The organism is Wenzhouxiangella sp. YN9 (genome assembly GCF_056324165.1).
Window position 1 is genome coordinate 60,060 of the sequence record NZ_JBJNIP010000046.1, and the last position, 14,769, is coordinate 74,828.

Annotated in this window: 9 protein-coding genes; 3 read left to right on the forward strand and 6 right to left on the reverse strand. The window is 64.6% G+C overall.

The features are described 5' to 3' along the window. Position 1: 1 nt before the first annotated feature. The 3 genes from ACEWQ0_RS01250 to asnS all read right to left on the reverse strand — a co-directional run bounded on the left by ACEWQ0_RS01250 (position 2) and on the right by asnS (position 5,883). Complete coding sequence (locus ACEWQ0_RS01250; protein ID WP_476484242.1) at positions 2-3,133, reverse strand: efflux RND transporter permease subunit; 3,132 nt, start codon at positions 3,131-3,133, stop codon at positions 2-4. 2 nt (positions 3,134-3,135) lie between these two features. Further along, positions 3,136-4,299, reverse strand: a complete 1,164-nt coding sequence (locus ACEWQ0_RS01255; protein ID WP_476481778.1) for an efflux RND transporter periplasmic adaptor subunit — start codon at positions 4,297-4,299, stop codon at positions 3,136-3,138. A gap of 186 nt (positions 4,300-4,485) precedes the next feature. Then, positions 4,486-5,883 carry an asparagine--tRNA ligase gene (gene asnS / locus ACEWQ0_RS01260; protein ID WP_476481779.1) on the reverse strand — a complete coding sequence of 466 codons (1,398 nt, stop codon included), beginning with the start codon at positions 5,881-5,883 and terminating at the stop codon, positions 4,486-4,488. 58 nt (positions 5,884-5,941) lie between these two features. Between asnS and ACEWQ0_RS01265 the strand changes: the two genes are divergently transcribed. From ACEWQ0_RS01265 to guaA, 3 genes are all read left to right on the forward strand, one after another. Further along, the gene (locus ACEWQ0_RS01265; RefSeq protein WP_476481780.1) at positions 5,942-6,301 is read left to right on the forward strand and encodes a HesB/IscA family protein; all 360 of its coding nucleotides are present in this window, start codon (positions 5,942-5,944) and stop codon (positions 6,299-6,301) included. Positions 6,302-6,370: 69 nt separating this feature from the next. Further along, positions 6,371-7,828 carry an IMP dehydrogenase gene (gene guaB / locus ACEWQ0_RS01270; RefSeq protein ID WP_476484243.1) on the forward strand — a complete coding sequence of 486 codons (1,458 nt, stop codon included), beginning with the start codon at positions 6,371-6,373 and terminating at the stop codon, positions 7,826-7,828. Positions 7,829-7,980: 152 nt separating this feature from the next. Continuing rightward, positions 7,981-9,549, forward strand: coding sequence for a glutamine-hydrolyzing GMP synthase (guaA, locus tag ACEWQ0_RS01275; protein WP_476484244.1), 1,569 nt, complete (start codon positions 7,981-7,983; stop codon positions 9,547-9,549). A 19-nt stretch (positions 9,550-9,568) separates the two neighbouring features. On the opposite strand, the gene ACEWQ0_RS01280 is transcribed toward guaA, so the two are convergent. From ACEWQ0_RS01280 to ACEWQ0_RS01290, 3 genes are all read right to left on the reverse strand, one after another. Continuing rightward, positions 9,569-11,035: an aldehyde dehydrogenase family protein gene (locus ACEWQ0_RS01280; protein ID WP_476484245.1), complete on the reverse strand. Its 1,467-nt coding sequence runs from the start codon at positions 11,033-11,035 to the stop codon at positions 9,569-9,571. Between the two features lie 466 nt (positions 11,036-11,501). Further along, on the reverse strand, positions 11,502-13,010 hold the full coding sequence (locus tag ACEWQ0_RS01285; RefSeq protein ID WP_476484246.1) for an acetyl-CoA hydrolase/transferase family protein: 1,509 nt from the start codon (positions 13,008-13,010) through the stop codon (positions 11,502-11,504). A 38-nt stretch (positions 13,011-13,048) separates the two neighbouring features. Then, positions 13,049-14,758, reverse strand: a complete 1,710-nt coding sequence (locus tag ACEWQ0_RS01290) for a cation:proton antiporter domain-containing protein (RefSeq protein WP_476484247.1) — start codon at positions 14,756-14,758, stop codon at positions 13,049-13,051. Positions 14,759-14,769 lie beyond the last annotated feature (11 nt).

Sequence of the window (14,769 nt, forward strand, 5' to 3'; positions counted from 1 at the left end):
GTCAGCCCTCGGACTGGGCCGGCTGCCGGCGGCGCTTGTACCAGTCGGAGAAGTCTTCGAACAGCTTGTAGAACAGCGGCACGAACAGCAGCGCCAGGGTCGAGGCGAACACCATGCCGCCTACCACGACCGTGCCGATTTCCTGACGGCTGTTGGCGCCGGCGCCGGTGGCGACCACCAGCGGCAGCGTGCCAACGATGAAGGTCAGGGCGGTCATGATGATGGCGCGGAAGCGCTGGCGTGCGGCGGTCAGCGCCGACTCCAGGGCGCTCATGCCGGCAGCGCGGTTCTGGGCGGCGAACTCGACGATCAGGATCGCGTTCTTGGCCGCCAGGCCAATGAGCACCAGCAGGCCGACCTGGAAGTAGATGTCGTTGGGGAAGCCGCGCAGCATGGAAGCCAGTGCGGCACCGAGCACGCCGAAGGGAATCGCGGTGGCCACGGCCAGCGGCAGGGTCAGGCGCTCGTACTGGGCGGCCAGAATCAGAAAGACCATGACCAGACCCAGCGCAAAAGCCAGGGTGCCCGCGCCGGCGGCGGCCTCGAGCTGGTAGGCCTCGCCGGTCCAGCCCGGCAGCACGTTGCTGTCGTTGACTTCCTTGGCCAACACCTCGGCCAGGGCGTCCTTGGCCTGTCCGGAGGTGTAGCCGGGCGCGGCGTCGGCCATGATCTTGGCGGCGCTGTTGACGTTGAAGCGATTGAGCACGTCGGCGCCGACCGTGCGCTCGAGCGTCACCAGCGAACTCAACGGCACCAGCTCGCCGCTGTCGGAGCGGGCAAAGACCTTGTCCAGGTCTTCGGGCCGGTTGCGGAACTCGCCTTCGGACTGCAGGTTGACCTGCCAGTTGCGGCCCGCCAGCGTGAAGTCGTTGATGTACATCGAGCCAAAGGTGGCCTGCATGGCCTGAAATACCTGGCCGACAGGCACGCCGGCAGCCAGCGCCTTGTCGCGGTCGACCTCGGCGTGATAGCGCGGAATGGATATATCCAGCGTGGTGCGGGCGTTGACCAGCTCCGGGCGCTGGTTGGCGGCGTTCATCACCCGGCTGGCAATGGCGTGAATTTCTTCCGTGTCGGCATCACCGCGCACTTCCAGATAGCCTTCGACACCACCGGTCAGCGACAGCCCCTGGATCGGCGGCGGGGCAAAGGCGATGACAAAGGCTTCGGGCATGCCCGCGCCCATGCCCATGATGCGATGTGTCAGCGACTGCACGTCCTGCCCGGGGCCGGTACGTTCGCTCCAGTCGGTAAAGTTGGCAAAGCCCACCCCGGTGTTGGTGCGCTGGGCCATGGCGATGATGTCGAAACCGGCAAAAGTGGTGAAGTCCTGGACTTCGTCCATCGCCATGATGGCTTCCGAGAGCTCATCGCGGAACTCGACGGTGCGATTGAGCGAGGACGCCGGCGGCAGCGAATAGGAGATCATGGCCACGCCCTGGTCTTCGCCCGGTACCAGGCCGGGCGCCAGGCGCTGCATGCCCAGCACCGCCAGTACCGTCACCAGCACAAACAGGCCGACGCCGATGACGGCATGGGCCAGCAGCCACTCGACCGAAGCGGTGAAGCCGCGCGTGAGCTTGTTGAAGCCCTGGTTGAACCACTGAAAGGGCTTGGCAACGCGCTGGCGCGTGCTGTCGAGCAGCAGCGCGCACATCGCCGGGGTCAAGGTCAGCGCAACCACGCCGGAGACCACCACCGACACGGCAATGGTGACGGCAAACTGGCGATAGAGCTCGCCGCTGAGCCCGCCCAGAAAGGCCACGGGCGCGAACACGGCCACCAGCACCAGCGTCGAGGAAACGACGGCGCCGGCGACCTGTTTCATGGTCTCGACCGAGGCCTCGTGTGCCTTCATGTTCTTCTCGCTCATCAGGCGTTCGACGTTTTCCATCACGATGATGGCGTTGTCGACGACGATGCCGATTGACAGCACCAGCCCGAAGAGCGTGAGCAGGTTGACCGAAAAGCCCAGCGCCAGCATGCCGGCAAAGGTGCCCACCAGCGAGACCGGAATGGCCATCACCGGAATCAGGGTGGCGCGGAAACGCTGCAGAAATATGAAGGTGATCAGCACCACCAGCACGGTGGCGATGATCAGGGTGATGAAGACTTCCCGAATCGAGATGTTGATGAACTCGGTGGTGTCGAAGGGCACCGCGTAGTCGAGATCCTCGGGGAAGCGCGACTTGGCCTCGTCAAGGGCCTCGTACACGCGCTCGGCCGTGGCCAGGGCGTTGGCGCCGGGCTGCAGATAGATCCCCAGCGGCACGTTGGACTGGCCGTTGAGAATGGCCGAGAAGTTGTAGTCCTGGGCGCCGAGCTCGACGCGGGCCACATCGCCCAGGCGCAGCACGCTGCCGTCGGCTTGCGAGCGCAGGATGATGTTTTCAAAGGCTTCGGCGTCATCGAGCTGGCCGTGCGTGGTCACCGCCATGGTGAAGGCGGTGTCATCGGGTGTGGGCTCGGCGCCGATGCGCCCGGCAGCATACTGCGAGTTCTGGTCGCGCACGGCGGCGGCCACATCGGCCGGCGTAAGGCTGAACTGGGCCAGCTTGTCCGGCTTGAGCCAGATGCGCATCGAATAGTCCTGCTGCCCGAACAGCGAGGCATCGCCGACGCCGGGCACGCGCACCAGTTCGTCAACCAGGTTGAGCAGGGCGTAGTTGGACATGAACAACGGGTCGTGCGTGCCTTCGGGCGAGTACAGCACGGGCACCATCAGCATGTTGGTCGAGCGCGACTCGACGCGCACGCCGAGCTCGCGCACCGTCTGCGGCACCTTTGGCAGCGCCGCCTGGACACGGTTGTTGACGTTGATGGCCGCCTGGTCGGGGTTGGTGCCGATCTCGAAGGAGACGCTGATCATCAGGCTGCCGGAGTCGGTGGTGGTCGACTCCATGTAGATCATGTTGTCGACGCCGTTGATCTCCTGCTCCAGCGGCGCGGCCACGGCGCTGGCCAGCACCTCGGCACTGGCGCCGGGGTAGGCGGCCTGGACCACCACCTGCGGCGGCACGACATCGGGATAGAGCTCGATGGGAAGGGCGCGCATCGCGGCCGCGCCCACAAGCACGATGATGATCGAGATGACCGAGGCAAAGATCGGCCGATCAATGAAGAATCTGAGCATCTTCAGGCTCCGTCGCGGTTGTCGCTATCAGTGGCCTTGTGGGCCTGGGGGTTGACGGGCATGCCGTCGCGCAGGTTGACCAGCCCGCTGACGACGATGCGGTCGTCCGGCTCAAGCCCCGACAGCACGACCCGATCCTGGCCCACGGTGGGGCCGAGCTTGACGGCGCGGCTGCTGACGTGGTTGTCGCTGCCGACCACGAAAACGCGTGCGCCTTCACTGCTCTGGACAACGGCCGCGCGCGGCACGCGATAGACGTTGTCGAGCTGCTGGGTCAGCATGCGGATACGCACGAACTGGCCCGGAACGAGTTCGCCGTCGGGGTTGGGGAAAACGGCGCGTGCCGAAACGCTGCCGGTGCGGGGGTCGATGGTGGCGTCGGTAAAGTCGATGCTGCCTTCCAGGTCGTAGTGGCTGCCGTCGGGCAGCGCCAGCCGTGCCTGCTGCTCGACGCTGTTGGCGTCGCCGGTCATGGCGCGGCGCGCGCGCCGCTGCATGGTGGCATCACGCTCGGGCAGGGCAAAGCGCACGTGCACCGGATCGGTCTGGGTAATGGTCGTCAGCAGGGAGCCGGTGTCGATCAGGCTGCCCTCCGAGAGGGTTTCGAGCCCGGTCATGCCCGAGATCGGCGCGCTGACCCGCGTCCAGTCGAGATTCAGCTCGGCCGAGGCCAGGCCGGCACGCGCCAGCGCCATGCCGGCTTCGGCCAGCTCGAGCTCGGAGCGTGCGCGGTCGCGTTCGCGCTCGCTGACCGCGCTGCGCTCGTACAGCCCCGAGATGCGCTTCCATTCACGCTCGGCCTGCTGAAAGCGTGCGCGGGCGTTGGCTAGCTCGGCCTCGGCCTGGCTGACGGCGATCCGGTAGGTGTCCGGGTCGATCAGGAACAGGTCGTCGTCGGCTTCGACTCGCTGGCCTTCGTTGTACAGGCGCTCGAGCAGGATGCCGCCCACGCGGGAGCGCACTTCCACCTCGCGCGAGCCGCGGATGCGCCCGGCGTATTCCTGTTCCACGGCGACATCCGTCGGCGCGACGGTGACAAAGCGCACCGGCGGGGGCGGCGGCTGTTGGGACTGCTGCGGTTCGGAGCATGCGGCCAGAACGAGCGCAATCGCGCCCAGCGTGACCGCAGCACCCAGGCTGCGGAAGGTGGGATGGGACAGGAACATGTTTTTGTCACTCCGTTGCGGACGGGAGAATCTTGAAAATAATGATTTATTGCACAGGCGCCGGTAGGCCGACGGAATTATACATACATGTATGTATGTTGCGTGGGCCGAATTTCAGCCGCCCGACGGCAAGAAATATCCGTCGGGCGAGTTTTCAGTTGATTTTTCAGCGGCTTGCCGCAGGCCTCAGAACGGCGCGTGGCCCGGCGTGCGCGGGTAGGGAATCACGTCGCGGATGTTGGTCAGGCCGGTAATGTAGTTGAGCAGGCGCTCGAAGCCCAGCCCGAAGCCCGAGTGCGGCACGGTGCCGTAGCGGCGCAGATCGATGTACCAGCGGTAGGTCTCGGCGTCCAGGCCCTGCTTGGCCATGCGCTGCTTGAGCAGGTCCAGGCGCTCCTCGCGCTGCGAGCCGCCGATGATCTCGCCGATGCCCGGAGCGAGCACGTCGAGGGCGGCGGCGGTCTTGCCGTCGTCGTTGAGGCGCATGTAGAACGCCTTGATCTCGTCGGGGTAGTTCATCACTACCACCGGCGCCTTGCAGTGCTGTTCGGTCAGATAGCGCTCGTGCTCGGTCTGCAGGTCCAGGCCCCAGCGGGCCGGGTATTCGAACTTCTTGCCGCTGGCGGCCAGAATGTCGATGGCCTCGGCATAGTCCATGCGCACGAAGTCGCTGTCGACCAGCTTTTCCAGCCGCTCGACGGCGTCGGCATCGATGCGCTCGGCAAAGAAGGCCATGTCGTCGCCGCAGCGTTCGAGTACGCGGGCAATGACGGATCTGAGGAAGCTCTCGGCCAGATCGGCGAGATCATCGAGGTCGGCAAAGGCGACTTCCGGCTCGACCATCCAGAATTCAGCCAGGTGGCGGGCGGTGTTGGAGTTTTCCGCACGGAATGTCGGGCCGAAGGTATAGACCTTGCTCATGGCCAGGCAGTAGGCTTCGAGGTTGAGCTGGCCCGAAACGGTCAGAAACGCCTCCTTGCCGAAAAAATCCTCGCCAAAGTCCACCGCGCCCTCGTCGGTGCGCGGCAGGTTGGCCAGATCCAGCGTCGAGATGCGAAACAGCTCGCCGGCACCTTCGGCATCCGACGAGGTGATGATCGGCGTGTTGATCCAGTAATAACCCTGCTCGTCGAAGAATTCGTGGATGGCGCGCGCGGCGGCGTGGCGCACGCGCGTCACGGCGCCAAAGGTGTTGGTGCGCGGGCGCAGGTGGGCAACCGAGCGCAGAAACTCGAAGCTGTGCTTCTTCGGCTGCACCGGATAGTGGTCGGGGTCGTCGACCCAGCCGAGCACGTCGATCCGCTCGGCCTGAATCTCGACGTTCTGGCCGCGGCCCTGCGATTCGACCACCTTTCCGCGGCACTGCAGGGCGCAGCCGGAGGTCAGATGACGAATGTCGTCGTAGTTGGGCAGGGCCTTGTCGGCCACCAGCTGCAGATTGCCCAGGCTCGAGCCGTCATTGAGGTGAATGAAGGAAAAACCGGCTTTCGAGTCGCGGCGGGTGCGTACCCACCCCTGAACGGTCACTTCCGAGCCGACGTCAATGTCGCCGGCGAGCACCTGTTGGATGCTGGCAGTCTGCATGGCGTTGAGAACCCTCTATGGATTGAAAGACAGGATGTGAAACGCAATAATATCCGACATGGCTACTGCAACCCAAGAAAACGTCAGCAACTCCGGTATTTCCCTCACTGATTCGGCCGTGGCGCGCATTCGCGAATTTCTGGCGCGTGACGGCGGCGAAGGCCTGCGCATCGATATCCGGCGAACCGGCTGCTCGGGTTACGCTTACGATGTGGGCCTGGCCCAGCAGATCGACGACTCCGACCATGTCTTCGAGCAGGACGAGCTCAAGATTGTCGTCTCCGACAAGGCCCTGGCCATGGTCGCCGGAACCACGGTCGACTTCGTCGAGGAGGGCCTGGTGCGTGAATTCCGCTTTCGCAACCCCAACGTCACCGGCGAATGCGGCTGCGGGGAGAGTTTTACCGTCGGCGGATGATCCGCGAATTGCCTATCGCAAGCCTCCCGCGTTAAAATGGCCGGCTTAACTAGCCCGGAGCCTGTCAATATGCGTCTGATCGAAGAAGCCCTCACTTTTGACGACGTTTCACTGGTTCCGGATTATTCGGAAGTCCTGCCGAGAGACGTCGATCTTTCCACGCGCATCACGCGCGATCTCAAGCTCAACATCCCGCTGGCCTCGGCTGCCATGGATACCGTCACCGAGGCGCGCCTGGCCATCGCCATGGCGCAGGCCGGCGGGTTGGGCATCATTCACAAGAACATGCCCGCAGAGCACCAGGCCGAACACGTCCGCGTGGTCAAGAAGTACGAGGCCGGGGTGATCAAGGACCCGTTCACCGTCGGGCCTTACACCACCATCCGCGAAGTGATCGACCTGACCCGCCAGCACAATATCTCCGGCGTGCCGGTGGTCGATGGCAACGAACTGGTCGGCATCGTCACCAGCCGCGACATGCGCTTCGAGAAGAAGCTGGATGACCCGGTGCGCAACATCATGACGCGCAAGGACAAACTGGTGACCGTCCATGAAGGCGCCAGTCAGGACGAGGTGCTCGAGCTGCTGCACCGCCACCGCATCGAGAAAGTGCTGGTAGTCAACGACAACTTCGAGCTCAAGGGCCTGATCACCGTCAAGGACATCCAGAAGTCGCGCGACTTTCCCAATGCCGCCAAGGACAGCTCCGAACAATTGCTGGTGGGTGCCGCCGTGGGCACCGGCGGCGATACCGAAGCGCGCATCGAGGCCCTGGTCGAAGCCGGGGTCGATATCGTGGTGGTCGATACCGCCCACGGTCATTCCAAGGGCGTGCTCGAGCGCATCAAGTGGGTCAAGAAGACCTGGCCCGACGTGCAGGTCATCGGCGGCAACGTCTCCACCTCCGACGGCGCCCGCGCGCTGGCCGAAGCCGGCGCCGACGGCGTCAAGATCGGGCAGGGTCCGGGTTCGATCTGCACCACGCGCGTGGTTGCCGGTATCGGCGTACCGCAGGTCAGCGCCGTGGCGGCGGCCGCCGAAGCGCTGGCCGAGCACGGCGTGCCGGTCATTGCCGACGGCGGCGTGCGCTACTCGGGCGACGTCGCCAAGGCTCTGGCCGCCGGCGCCTCGACGGTGATGATCGGCAGCCTGCTGGCCGGCACCGAGGAGTCGCCGGGCGAGGTTGAGCTCTACCAGGGCCGCTCCTACAAGACCTACCGTGGCATGGGCTCGCTGGGCGCAATGGAAATGGGCTCCAAGGATCGCTACTTTCAGGCCGAAGCCGATGTCGACAAGCTGGTGCCTGAAGGCATCGAGGGTCGCGTGCCCTACAAGGGCCCGATCGGCGGCGTGGTGCACCAGCTCATGGGCGGTTTGCGCGCGGCCATGGGCTACGTGGGCTGCGCCGATATCGAGACGCTGCGCACCAAGCCGCGCTTCGTGCGCATCTCGGCCAACGGCGTGCGCGAATCACACGCCCACGACGTGGCAATCACCAAGGAAGCGCCGAATTACAAGTTGGGATAAGTGTCAAGTGTGAAGTGTGAAGTGGAGGGCTGCGGTAGGCGTACGTGTAATGTTCTGATTTGTTGCCGCTGGTTCAACGTCACCGTAGTAAGCCCAGCGCTAAACTAAAAAGCCTTCACACTTCACACTTCACACTTAACAACAGCGACTGAATGAACATCCATAGCCACCGCATTCTGATCCTCGATTTCGGATCGCAATACACTCAACTGATCGCTCGCCGGGTGCGCGAGATCGGGGTGTATTCCGAAGTGCTGCCGTATGACGCCGGCGACGAGGTCATCCGGGCTTTTGGCGCGAGCGGCGTGATTCTCTCCGGCGGGCCCGAGTCGGTCAGCTTCGACGACAGCCCGCGCATTCCGCCGCCGGTCTTCGAGCTGGGCGTACCCGTGCTCGGCATCTGCTACGGCATGCAGGCGATGGCCAGCCACTTTGGTGGCGCGGTCAGCCCGTCTGACGAAAAGGAGTTCGGCTATGCCGAGGTGGCGCTGGCCGAGCCCGGACGATTGTTCGAAGGCATCGAGGACCGCGTGGCCGACGGCCAGGGTCTGCTCGAGGTCTGGATGAGCCACGGCGACAAGGTCACCGGCCTGCCCGAAGGTTTCGTGACCACCTGCACCACGCCCGCCGCACCGATCGCGGGCATGGCCGATGAGGACAGGCAACTCTACGGTCTGCAGTTCCATCCCGAGGTGACCCACACCAGCCAGGGCCGGCGCATTCTCGAGCGCTTTCTGCTCGATATCTGCGGCTGCGAGGCGAGCTGGACCACCGGCGCGATCATCGACGACCAGATCGAGCGCGTGCGCGAGCAGGTGGGCGACGACACCGTGTTGCTGGGCCTGTCGGGCGGCGTGGATTCCTCCGTGGTGGCTGCGCTGCTGCACCGGGCGATCGGCGATCGGCTGCTGTGCATTTTCGTCGATACCGGGCTTTTGCGCTATCGGGAGGGCGACGAGGTCATGGCCGTGTTTGCCGAGCATCTGGGCGTGCGCGTCGAGCGCGTTGACGCCCGCGAGCAGTTCATGGCGGCACTCGCCGGCGTGTCCGACCCGGAGGAAAAGCGCAAGATCATCGGCCGCGAGTTCATCAACGTCTTCGACGCCGCCGCCAGGGACCACCAGGAAGCCGGCTGGCTGGCGCAAGGCACGATCTATCCCGATGTGATCGAGTCGGCGGGTGCAAAGACCGGCAAGGCCAAGGTCATCAAGTCGCACCACAACGTCGGCGGTCTGCCCGAGGACATGAACCTCAAGCTCGTCGAGCCGCTGCGCGAGCTGTTCAAGGACGAAGTGCGCAGGATCGGCGTCGAACTCGGCCTGCCCAGGTCACTGGTCATGCGCCACCCGTTTCCGGGGCCGGGGCTGGGCGTGCGCATTCTCGGCGAGGTCAGGCCCGAATACGTCGAGCCGCTGCAGAAGGCCGACCATATCTTCATCAGCGAATTGCGACAGGCGGGTCTTTACGACAAGGTCAGCCAGGCTTTTGCCGTGTTCCTGCCGGTCAAATCGGTCGGTGTGGTCGGCGATGCGCGCCGTTATGAATACGTCATCGCGCTTCGCGCCGTCGAGACCGTCGACTTCATGACCGCCCGCTGGGCCTACCTCGACCACGACTTCCTCGACCACGTCTCGCGGCGCATCATCAACGAATGCGACGGCGTCTCGCGCGTGGTCTACGATATCTCCGGCAAGCCACCGGCCACCATCGAGTGGGAGTAGGGCAGGGCTGGCTGCCGGCTCAGAAAGGATAGTCCCTGCGCTCGCGCTGCACGCTGACCCATTGCACGGTGGAGAATTCCTCGATGGCCCAGTCGCCGTTGAAACGCCCCAGGCCGGAGTTCTTTTCGCCGCCGAAAGGCAGGTGGGCTTCGTCGTTGACGGGCATGTCGTTGACGTGAGCCATGCCGGTCTGCAGCTGGCGGGCAAAGCGCAGCCCGCGGGCCTGATCGCCGCTGAAAACCGCGCTGGAGAGCCCGAACTCGGTGGCGTTGGCCAGCGCCAGGGCATGCTCGTCATCGCGTGCCTTCTGGATGCCGACCAGCGGGCCGAAGATTTCATCCTTGCTGATGCTCATGTCGGCCGTGACGTCTCCAAAGACATGCGGCGGCAGCAGCTGACCTTCCACCTTGCCGTCCAGCAGCACGGTGGCGCCTTGCTCCCTGGCCCCGCTGATCATGTCCTGCAGGCTTTCCAGCTGTTTCTGATTGATGATCGGCCCGATGGCCGTGTCCATCGCTGCGGGGTCGCCGACCTTCAGGCCCTTGACGCGAGCCACGAATTTTTCGGCGAATTCGTCATAGCGGTCCTGATCGACGATGATGCGGTTGATTGCCATGCAGATCTGGCCCTGATGCAGGAATTTGCCGAACACTGCGGCCTTGACCGCCTGATCGATATCGGCATCGTCGAGTACCACGAACGGGCCGTTGCCGCCCAGCTCCAGAGCGACCTTCTTGATGTGCTGGCCACCGGTGGCGATCTTGCCGATGTTCTTGCCCACGGGCGTCGAGCCGGTAAACGAAATCATCGACGGCACGGGGTGGGCGACAAAGTCGTCGCCGATTTCAGCGCCAGAACCAATGATGACGCTGAGCACGCCATCGGGCAGGCCAGCCTCTTCGAATAATTTCGCGATCAGCAGCCCCCCGGTGACTGGCGTGTCGCTGGCCGGCTTGACCACCACCGCGTTGCCCAGGGCAAGGGCGGGTGCAACCGAGCGCTGCGACAGATGCAGGGGGAAATTCCACGGGCTGATCACGCCCACCACGCCCAGCGGCCGTCGATAAACCAGGTTTTCCTTGCCCGGAATATCGCTGTCGAAAGTGGCACCTTGAGCACGCGTGGGCATGCTGGCCGCTTCCCGGGTAATGGCACGCGCGCTGGCCCACTCGATGCCGGCCTTCAGCCGGGTACTGCCGGACTCGCGAATCAGCCAGTCGATGATCTCGTCCCTGCGCTGGTCGAACAGGGCGACCACTTTTTGCAGCAGCGCCGAGCGCTTTGCCGGTGAGCTTGCCGCCCACTCTGGCGCAACTTCGGCCGCTTTCCGGTAGGCGGCATCCAGGTCGTGCGAAGTAGCGAGGCGAATCGAGGCAAGAGATTTGCCGGAATAAGGGTCGGTAACCGGCCGGGATTCCTCGCCGCTGCCTTCGCGCCACTGGCCTGCCAGGGGCTGCAGATGAAAGTCCTGATAAGGCTGAGTCATGGGGCATGCCCTTGATGGATATCTGATTCATCACTATAACGCTGACGGAGAGGTGCCGTGCCGACAGCGCCGATCCTGCGCCGCGCGCGCTTGCGCTATTACGTATCGCCGGACCGGACCCGGCGTCCTCTTGCTATTGGCGCCTTCGTCGAGCAGATCCCGGCTCTGCGCTTCGCTTGGCCGGGAATTCGGGAGTGGCGAGGCTGGCCGGGAATTCGGGAGTGGCGGGGCTGGTCGGGATCTCGGGAGTGACGGGGTTGGCGGGGACTTCGGGGGTAGTGCCCGCGGCCCAGCCCCGTATCGCCGGACCTGATCCGGCGTCTTGTTGCTACTGGCGCCTTCGTCGAGCAGATCCCGGCTCTGCGCTTCGCTTGGCCGGGAATTCGGGAGTGACGGGGTTGGCCGGGATTTCGGGAGTGACGGGGTTGGCCGGGAGTTCTGGGTGGTGGCGTCTCGCTTGCCGGCCTCAGCGCATGCTGCCGCTGTCGATGAAGCGCTGATGCCACGACAGCGCCTCGTTGAGCAGGTGCGGGGTGTGTTTGCCGTAGCTCTTGTGGCAGGCGCGCTCGAAGTAGTCTTCCAGCATGGGCCGATAATCGGGGTGTGCGCAGTTGGCAATAACCTGCCTGGCGCGCTCTTTGGGCGCCAGGCCGCGCAGGTCGGCCAGGCCCTGCTCGGTGACCAGCACCATGGTGTCGTGCTCGGTGTGGTCGACATGGCTGACCATCGGCACGATGCCGGAAATATTGCCGCCCTTGGCGGTGCTGCCGGCCATGAAGATCGACAGGTAGGCGTTGCGCGCAAAATCGCCCGAGCCGCCGATGCCGTTCATGATGCGGCTGCCGGCGATATGGGTGGAGTTGACGTTGCCGTAGATGTCGGCCTCGATCATGCCGTTCATGGCGATGCAGCCCAGCCGGCGGATCAGCTCGGGATGGTTGGATATTTCCTGCGGGCGCAGAATGATGCGCTCGCGAAAGAAGTCAACCTGGCGGTTGAAGCTTTCGATGCCATCGGGGCTGAGCGAGAAAGAGGTTGCCGAGGCCATCGACAGCACGCCGTTCTCGAGCAGCTCGAGCATGCCGTCCTGGATGACCTCGGTGTAGGCCTGCAGCCCCTGATAGCCGCCCTTGCCCAGGCCGGCGAAGACGGCGTTGGCGATATTGCCCACGCCCGACTGCAGCGGCAGGAGCTGTTCGGTCAGCCGGCCGCGTCTGACCTCGTGGTCGAGAAACTCCAGCACGTGCCCGGCAATGCGCTCGGAGGTTTCATCCGGCGCGCTGAACGGCGTGTTGCGGTCGGGGGCGTCGGTTTCGACCACCGCAATGACCTTGTCGGGGTCGACGCGCAGGTAAGGCTCGCCGATGCGATCGTCGGCGCGTACCAGCGGAATGGGTTTGCGATCCGGCGGCCTGGCGGTGCCGTAGTAGATATCGTGCATGCCCTCCAGCGCGGCCGGTTGCCAGCGGTTGACCTCAAGAATCACCTTGTCGGCCTGGTCGAGCCAGGTCTTGTTGTTGCCCACCGATGAGGACGGGATCAGCCGGCCGTCTTCGTCAATGCCGGTGACCTCGAGGACGGCCACGTCGATGTCGCCGAAAAAGCCGAACCAGGTGTGTTGGGCGACGTGGCTCAAGTGGATATCGAGATAGTTCAGCCGGCCGTCGTTGATGCGCTCGCGCACCACCGGATCGGACTGATAAGGCAGGCGCAGCTCCATGCCCTCGACTCTGGCCAGCGCGCCGTCGAGCTCCGGCGCGGTCGATGCGCCGGTCAGAACGCGAATGCGGAAGTCTTCGCCACCGGCGTGTGCCTGCTCCATACGCGCCGCCAGCGCCTGGGGCACGGCCTTGGGGTAGCCGGCGCCGGTAAAGCCGCTCATGGCAACCGTGATGCCCGGCGCGATCAGCGCGGCGGCCTCGGCGGCCGATTTGCGACGTTTGCTGAAATCCGGATAGGCAATACGTTCTTTCAAGATAACCTCGATATTCAGTGTCTTCAGTTGAATGATTGTCAGGGCGTGTCGGCCTGTCCGCTCGCCGCCGTTCGATAGCCTCGGTCCCGAACGGCCTGCAGTATCTGCTCGATATCATCGGGCGCGACATTGAGCATTTCCAGCGCCGTCACGCCCAGCTGCAGGCTGGACTCCAGCGTTTCCGGATGTGCGTGCGCGGCGCCGGCACTCAGCAGGCGGGCGCGGGATCTGAGATCAGGCGCGCGCACAATCACTGGCACCTGCGGGCAGTTTCTGCGGATGTACTTCACGGTTGCCAGCGCGGTGTTTTTCAGATCGACGGCCAGGACGACCAGCGACGCTTTGTCCACCCGGGCCGCCGCCAGCAGCCCGGGGTCGGCGATATTGCCCAACCAGACTTCGTGGCCTTCGGCCCGCCCGAGCTCGACCCGTTTGGGGTCAGGGTCGAAGGCAATGAAGGGGATGCCGCAGGAATGCAACAGAATAGCGATGGTGCGGCCCACCCGGCCATAGCCGCCAATCACTACCGAATGTTCCGGGGTTCGCGGCAGATCGTCGTGGTTCGGTGCAGGTTTTTCAGCCGGTGCCCGGGCCAGCAGGGACGCGATCGGGCCGTTGAAGCGAATCAGCACGGCACCGCCCACCATCGACAGCAGCACCGAGGTGATCGCGATCTGGCCGAGCTGCGCATCGAGCACCTGCGAATCAAGCGCAATCGCGATCAGCGCCAGCCCGAACTCGCCGCCAACGCTGAGCATCAGCCCGGTGCGCCAAGTCATTCGGGCGCTGACCGCAACCCGGCGGACAATGGCAGCGACAAGCAGCGTCTTGCTGGTGATGATCAAAAGCGCGCCCAGCAACGACCAGTGCCAGATGGGCGGAATGGCCATCGGATCGAAGCGCATGCCGATGCCGATGAAAAACAGCCCCAGCAGCACGTCGCGAAACGGGCTGACGCTGGACTCGACCTGGTGGCGAAACTCGGTGCGGCCCAGAATCATGCCGGCCAGAAAGCCGCCGAAGGGCAGCGACAGGCCCAGGTTGTTGGTCACCCAGGCAGAAAGCAGGGCCACCAGCAAAACGGCCAGGGTGAACAGCTCGACCGAGCGGCGCCGGGACACCATGTGAAAAAACGGCCGCAGCAGCCAGCGCCCGACAAAAATGACCAGGGCAAAGGCCAGCGCGGCCTTGGCCAGCGCCAGGCCCAGCATGCCGGCCAGCGCACCGGCGGCAACCGACGCACCCAGCACCGGGATGACCACCAGAAACGGCACGGCGGTCACGTCCTGAAAAACCGACATGGCCAGCCCGATGCGACCGTGCCGGGTGGTGTCCTCGCCCTGTTCGGCAAGCACGCTGGCGATCACCGTTGTGGAAGACTGGGCGAAGGCGGCGCCGAAGACAAAGGCGGCAACCGCCGGAAGCCCGGCGATCCAGGTGATGACGCCCACCAGCAGCGTGGTCAACGCAACCTGCGCGGTGCCCAGGCCGAGCACCTGCTTGCGCAGCGCGCGCATCTGCGGCAGGGAAAAATCCAGGCCGATGGTAAACAGCAGAAAAACGACGCCGAACTGGGCCAGCGCCTCCAGCTCCGGCATGGAAACCACCGGCCCCATGGTGAACGGGCTAACGATCATGCCAACCAGCAGGTAGCCCAGGCTGGTCGGGATATGCAGACGCTGAAAAACCGCTACGACGCTGATTGCCACAGCCAGCAGCAGGATGATTTGAGCGAGATATTCCATCATTTTCGTGATTG